Source organism: Caulobacter sp. GW821-FHT09B11 (genome assembly GCF_059418205.1).
On sequence record NZ_JBWKPK010000043.1, the window covers coordinates 28,412 to 34,411 of the forward strand.

General features: G+C 66.0%; 5 protein-coding genes. 1 reads left to right on the top strand and 4 read right to left on the bottom strand.

Translation table 11 applies throughout. The features are described 5' to 3' along the window. Positions 1–162: 162 nt before the first annotated feature. On the bottom strand, positions 163–504 hold the full coding sequence (locus AC07N1_RS23155; RefSeq protein ID WP_494673930.1) for an endonuclease domain-containing protein: 342 nt from the start codon (positions 502–504) through the stop codon (positions 163–165). A gap of 251 nt (positions 505–755) precedes the next feature. Next, positions 756–1,538, bottom strand: coding sequence for a 4-hydroxy-tetrahydrodipicolinate reductase (dapB, locus tag AC07N1_RS23160; RefSeq protein WP_494673931.1), 783 nt, complete (start codon positions 1,536–1,538; stop codon positions 756–758). Between the two features lie 271 nt (positions 1,539–1,809). Here dapB and AC07N1_RS23165 point away from each other — a divergent pair, with 271 nt between their 5' ends. Next, positions 1,810–4,095, top strand: a complete 2,286-nt coding sequence (locus AC07N1_RS23165; RefSeq protein ID WP_494673932.1) for an NADP-dependent malic enzyme — start codon at positions 1,810–1,812, stop codon at positions 4,093–4,095. Between the two features lie 10 nt (positions 4,096–4,105). Here AC07N1_RS23165 and AC07N1_RS23170 read toward each other — a convergent pair whose 3' ends face one another. Further along, entirely contained in the window at positions 4,106–5,053 is a 948-nt protein-coding gene (locus tag AC07N1_RS23170) for a hypothetical protein (RefSeq protein ID WP_494673933.1), read from the bottom strand. A gap of 81 nt (positions 5,054–5,134) precedes the next feature. Next, on the bottom strand, positions 5,135–5,590 hold the full coding sequence (locus AC07N1_RS23175) for a hypothetical protein (protein ID WP_494673934.1): 456 nt from the start codon (positions 5,588–5,590) through the stop codon (positions 5,135–5,137). Positions 5,591–6,000 lie beyond the last annotated feature (410 nt).

Sequence of the window (6,000 nt, forward strand, 5' to 3'; positions counted from 1 at the left end):
CGGCCGCACCTGGTGCTGGCGGAGGGTTTCCCGCAGCAAGGGCGGGTGCTGACCGAAACAGACGCTTACTCGCGACAGCGATTTGAGTGTCCGAGGCAAACCGATCCCCTCTCTCTTAGAGAGAGGGAGGGGCCCGCCGCGCAGCGGTGGGAGGGTGAGTGGTTACGGCCTAGCCGATCGGAGCGCCGCCAGGATATCGTCGGCTACGCCGCCGGGATCGGCCAGGATCCGCTCGTTGTGGAATCTCAGGACCACGTATCCAAGCCGCTCCAACGTGTAGGTGCGATGATCGTCGTCGTCTTCGCGGCCGTCATGAGCGGCTCCGTCCAGTTCCACGATCAGCTTGCCCGCCTCGCAGACGAAGTCCGCGAAATAGCGGTCGATCGGAATCTGCCGCATGAACTTGAAGCCCGCGAGGCGGCGGTTGCGGATGAGGGGCCAGAGCGCCCTTTCCGCCAGGGTCTGTTGCTGGCGAAGGCGGCGGGCGTAGGCGGTCCTGTCCATTGCCAAAGCGTGGACACGGCCTTGCTGCATTCTCAGTCAGAGGAATTGGGATTTTCCTGTGAACGGCGAAACCACTCACCCTCCCACCGCTGCGCGGCGGGCCCCTCCTCCCTCTCTCTAAGAGAGAGGGGGATCCTTAGGCCGCTTCCCACCCACAGCCGACGCCAAACCCGTCCGCTTGGGCGCGCGTTGTCCGTAGCGGTGGAGGTCCCCGGTTCCAGGGCCGGAACGACGGGAGACCATGCAGGCGGCTAGATCGCCTTGAACCCCAGCACCTGCTGCATGTCGTAGACGCCCGGCGGCTTGCCCTGCACCCAGACCGCCGCCGCCACCGCGCCGCGGGCGAACAGGCCGCGGTCGATGGCCGAGTGGGCGATGGTCAGGCTTTCGCTCTCGCCGGCGAAGATCACGCTGTGCTCGCCGATGATGCCGCCGCCGCGCACGACGGAGAAGCCGATGTTCCCTTCCGTGCGCGCGCCGGTGACGCCGTCGCGGGCGCGGTCCTCGACCTCGGAAAGAACGACGCCGCGGCCTTCCGCGGCGGCCTGGCCCAGCATCAGGGCGGTGCCCGACGGGGCGTCGATCTTGCGCTTGTGGTGGGCCTCGAAGACCTCGATGTCCCAGTCGGCGGCCGGCAGGGCGGCGGCGGCCTGGCGCACCAGGCCCATCAGCATGTTGACGCCCAGCGAGTAGTTGCCCGAGCGCACGATGGCGACGGTCTGGGCGGCTTTTTCAAGCCGCGCGTCCTGCTCGGGGGTGAAGCCGGTCGAGCCGATCACCAGGGCGATCCCGCCGCCGGCGGCCGCCACCGTCTCGGCCAGGGCCACCGAGGCCTCGGGGATGGTGAAGTCGATGATCGCCTGGGCCTGGGCCAAAGCGCTCTCCAGCGCCACCAGGCCCTCGCCCTCGACGCCCGGACGGTCGAAGCGGGCGACGGTCACCGCGTCGGCGCGCCCCTCCAGCGTGGCGGCCACGGCCTTGCCCATGCGGCCCAGGGCTCCGGCGACAGCGATCCTGACGGGGGGGGCGGACATGGGCTTTCTCTCCACGAAACGAGCCCGCGCCTCGTCGCCCAGCCCCTTCGCCCGGTCAACGGATTTATCCGGCGCCCCCTTCACCGCCTTACGCGAGGGCAGTGTCCCACATGCCGCAAACCCAATCCCAACAAGCGTTTGTAGCGATACCATCGATGATTGCGCGGTTGTCGCGCCGGGACGCCGTCGCTAGGCTGGTCCGTGCATAAGGGCGCGTCGCATCGTTCGGCGGGTCCATTTCAACTGGCTACGCAGGACAGGAAACGCCGCCATGAGCGACGCGGAACGCAAGACCTTCACCGACGCGGAGGCCCTGGCCTTCCACCGCTATCCCCAGCCGGGAAAGCTGGCGGTGACCCCCACCAAGCCGATGGCCACCCAGCGCGACCTCAGCCTGGCCTATTCGCCCGGCGTGGCCGTGCCGGTGCACGCGATCGCCGCCGACCCCGACATGGCCTACGAGTACACCTCCAAGGGCAACCTGGTGGCGGTGATCTCCAACGGCACGGCGATCCTGGGCCTGGGCGACCTGGGGGCCCTGGCCTCCAAGCCGGTGATGGAGGGCAAGAGCGTGCTCTTCAAGCGCTTCGCCGACGTCGACAGCATCGACATCGAGGTCTCCACCAAGGACGCCGACGAGATCATCACCGTCGTCAAGAACATCGGCGTCACCTTCGGCGGCATCAATCTGGAAGACATCAAGAGCCCCGAGTGCTTCCGCATCGAGACCGAGCTGCAGGAGCTGCTCGACATCCCGGTGTTCCACGACGACCAGCACGGCACCGCCATCATCTGCGCCGCCGGCCTGATCAACGCCTGCCACATCACCGGCAAGAACCTGGCCGACATCAAGGTGGTGCTGAACGGCCCCGGCGCGGCCGGCATCGCCTCGATGGACCTGATCAAGGCCATGGGCGTGCGCCCCGAAAACGTCATCGCCTGCGACAGCAAGGGCGTGCTCTATCGCGGCCGCACCGAGGGCATGAACCAGTGGAAGAGCGCCCACGCGGTCGACACCGACAAGCGCACCCTGGAAGAAGCCGTGGCCGGCGCCGACGTGCTGCTCGGTCTCTCGGCCAAGGGGGCCTTCACGCCTGAGATGATCGCCAGCATGGCGCCCAATCCGGTGATCTTCGCCATGGCCAATCCGGACCCCGAGATCACGCCGGAAGAAGTCCACCGCGTGCGCAAGGACGCGATCATGGGCACCGGCCGCAGCGACTATCCCAACCAGGTCAACAACGTCCTGGGCTTCCCCTACATCTTCCGCGGCGCCCTCGACGTGCGGGCCCGCCGCGTCAATCACGAGATGAAGATCGCCTGCGCTCAGGCCCTGGCCATGCTGGCCCGCGAGGATGTGCCGGACGAAGTCGCCGCCGCCTATCACGGCCGCCAGCTGAAGTTCGGCCCCGACTACATCATCCCCTCGGCCTTCGACCCGCGCCTGATCTGGTACGTGCCGCCGTTCGTGGCCCAGGCGGCCATGGACACAGGCGTGGCCCGCAAGCCGATCGCCGACATGGACGGCTATCGCCAGAGCCTGGCCCAGCGCCTCGACCCCACCGCCGGCTTCCTGCAGAAGATCGCCGGCTCGGTCATGGCCCGGCCCAAGCGCATCGTCTTCGCCGAAGGTGAAGAGCCCAGCGTCATCCGCGCCGCCTACGCCTTCCAGGCCGGCGGCTATGGCAAGGCCATCCTCTGCGGCCGCGAAAACCTGGTGCACGAGAACATGCGCCTGGTGGGCCTGGATCCCGAGACCTCGGGCCTGGAGATCCACAACGCGCGCCTGTCCGACCGCAACCCGGACTATGTCGACGCCCTCTACGCCCGCCTCCAGCGCCAGGGCTTCCTCAAGCGCGACGTCCAGCGCCTGATCAACCAGGACCGCAACAGCTTCGCCGCCTCGATGGTCAGCATGGGCGAGGCCGACGGCATGGTCACCGGCGTCACCCGCAGCTTCGACCAGGCCCTGGACGAGGTGCTGCGCGTCGTCGACCCCGCGCCCGGCGGCCGGATCATGGGCATGTCGGTCGTGCTGGCCAAGGGCCGCACCATCTTCGTGGCCGACACCAACGTCACCGAGCTGCCCGACGCCGACGAGCTGGTAGAGATCGCCTGCGAGGCGGCCCGCGCCGTCTCCAACCTCGGCTTCAAGCCGCGCGTGGCCTTCATGAGCTACTCGACCTTCGGCAACCCGATGGGCGAGCGCTCCGACAAGGTGCGCGAGGCCGTCGCCGCGCTCGACGAGATGGGCGTCGACTTCGAATACGAGGGCGAAATGCCCCCCGAACTCGCCCTCGACCCCGAAAAGCGCCTCGCCTACCCGTTCATGCGCCTGACCGACAGCGCCAACATCCTGATCATGCCGGCCATCCACGCCGCCTCGATCTCGACCAAGCTCGTCCAGTCGCTGGGCGGCGCGACGGTGATCGGGCCGGTGCTGCTGGGGCTGAGCAAGTCTGTCCAGATCTGCCCGCTCGGCGCTTCGGTGTCGAAGATCCTGAACATGGCGATGATGGCGGCTTATGATCAGCCGGTGGAGGCGGGGGCGGAGTAAGACCTCCGCACTAGATTTGCCCATGCACCTCATTGAGCTGGATATCTACGTCACTGAAGCATTTGGCGTCCCCTGATCCGAGCTGGACAAGAACGGCACCTGCCCCTCCGCCCGCCTCGCTCAGTTCACTATCCGCCTTTAGATTTGCAGACGTAATGTCCGATAGAAATTCCTCGGAAATTTCCGGATGATCGGAAAGAAGACGGCGATCCGCCATTACGGCGGATCGCTTTGCTTTTGAAATCTCGGAATAAATATTTTTCTGATACTCGATGTCCTTGGACTTCCCCTCCAAGGCATAGGCACGCGCCGCAGACGCCCTATACAATACATACCCCCTAGCCGTCGCTTTAGGGTCCGGCAGATTATATACAGCTCTACCGAAGGTTACGCCGGTATAAGGGTGCTCATACCCAAACATATTAGGCTGAAAGTTATCCGGATCGTTGTCTTGGATCCGCAAGCCCATTTCCATCAGGGCGATTTCGCAGAAAACAGCTCGATTGACCCCAAGACGCGAAATTGTCCGGACCTTTTCTATAACTTCCAATTTTTGTTGTTCGATTTGCTCGGACGACACGCCATCCGTTTTTACGAGCACGCCGCTGCCCTCCGCCAGAAACGTGACTGCCGCGAGGTCCCCATCTCGCTCTCTCGCGGCACGTTCGGCAGCGTCCCGCTTGGCCTTGTCTCGACGGCCAACATCTACAAAGCCCTGCTGCAGGCCAATTGCCCCCACCACGACACACAGGAACAATGCAACGCCACGCCTAACTCCCGTCTTAAGAGAACCAAGTTTGGAGCTCGCAACGGGATTTGCGAAGGCCGCGAAGACCAACGCGGAGACGACAGACACCCAGAAAATTGGCGAAAGGAACGCGCCAAAGGCAACCAAAATACCGACTGCGAGCGCACCGAAACTGACGATCCACATCGCTATCTTGCCGAGCATTCTCATTTCCCCCTCCTTGAATGCAGCAAGGAAAATCACCCCAAGATTGAATAATCAAGACTCAACCCTCGCCATTTGCCAGTTATGCTAGAGTGGCGCGCCCCACTCACCACCGCCCTGGCCGCCGCCACCGTCAGCGCGTCCTCGACCAGACCCGTCGGCGTCTGGCCCCACCGCTTCAGCGCCGCCATGCGCAGGTCGAAGGTGACGTAGGCGGCGACGATGGCGGCGGTGGCGCCGAGGAGGCAGCCGGCGAGGGCGCGGTTGCGGGGGGGCCAGGGCCGCGCCGGCTATGCCGGCGGTGACCACTCGGGCCAGCAGGCCGGCCGGGACGATGCGGTCGGGGGCCGAGTGGAGCTTGTCACCCCAGAGCTCGGCGGCCGCCAGGGCCTTGGTTCCGGCGCTGACCAGCGGATGGCCCAGCCACTTCGGCGCGCCGTTGTCGGCCGGCAGAGCGCCCTTGGCGGCCGCGTCGCTGACGGCGGCGAACGGGGTCAGGGCGCGGGCGCCGGCCGCGAGGCCGATCAGGAACGAGGCGAGCATGGCGGAGGTCTCCGGACGGGGGTCTGGAGAGCAACACGCCGGGCGGGGATCTCGATCCGGGTCGCCCCTCCCTCCGTCAAATCCCCGCGAAAGCGGGGACCCAGGTGTTTTGTCGTCGAGCGCCTTGGGTTTCAGAAAAAGCCTGGGTCCCCGCTTTCGCGGGGATTTTACGGTTGGGGGTCTGTGGACGGGATTGGCGTATGATATCGCAAACCCGCTCCCTCTCCCCTTGCGGGAGAGGGTGGCCCTGCGGAGCAGGGTCGGGTGAGGGGTCTCTCAGAGCTCTAAGCCGCGTGCGGCGGTCAGGCCGGATGAGGCGTCCGATGTCTGAGAAACCCCTTGTCTGTTGGAAGGCTGTTAGCGTGAGGGGGTCTTCCGGGACACCCGCCCGACGGTGCAACGTCAGGCGG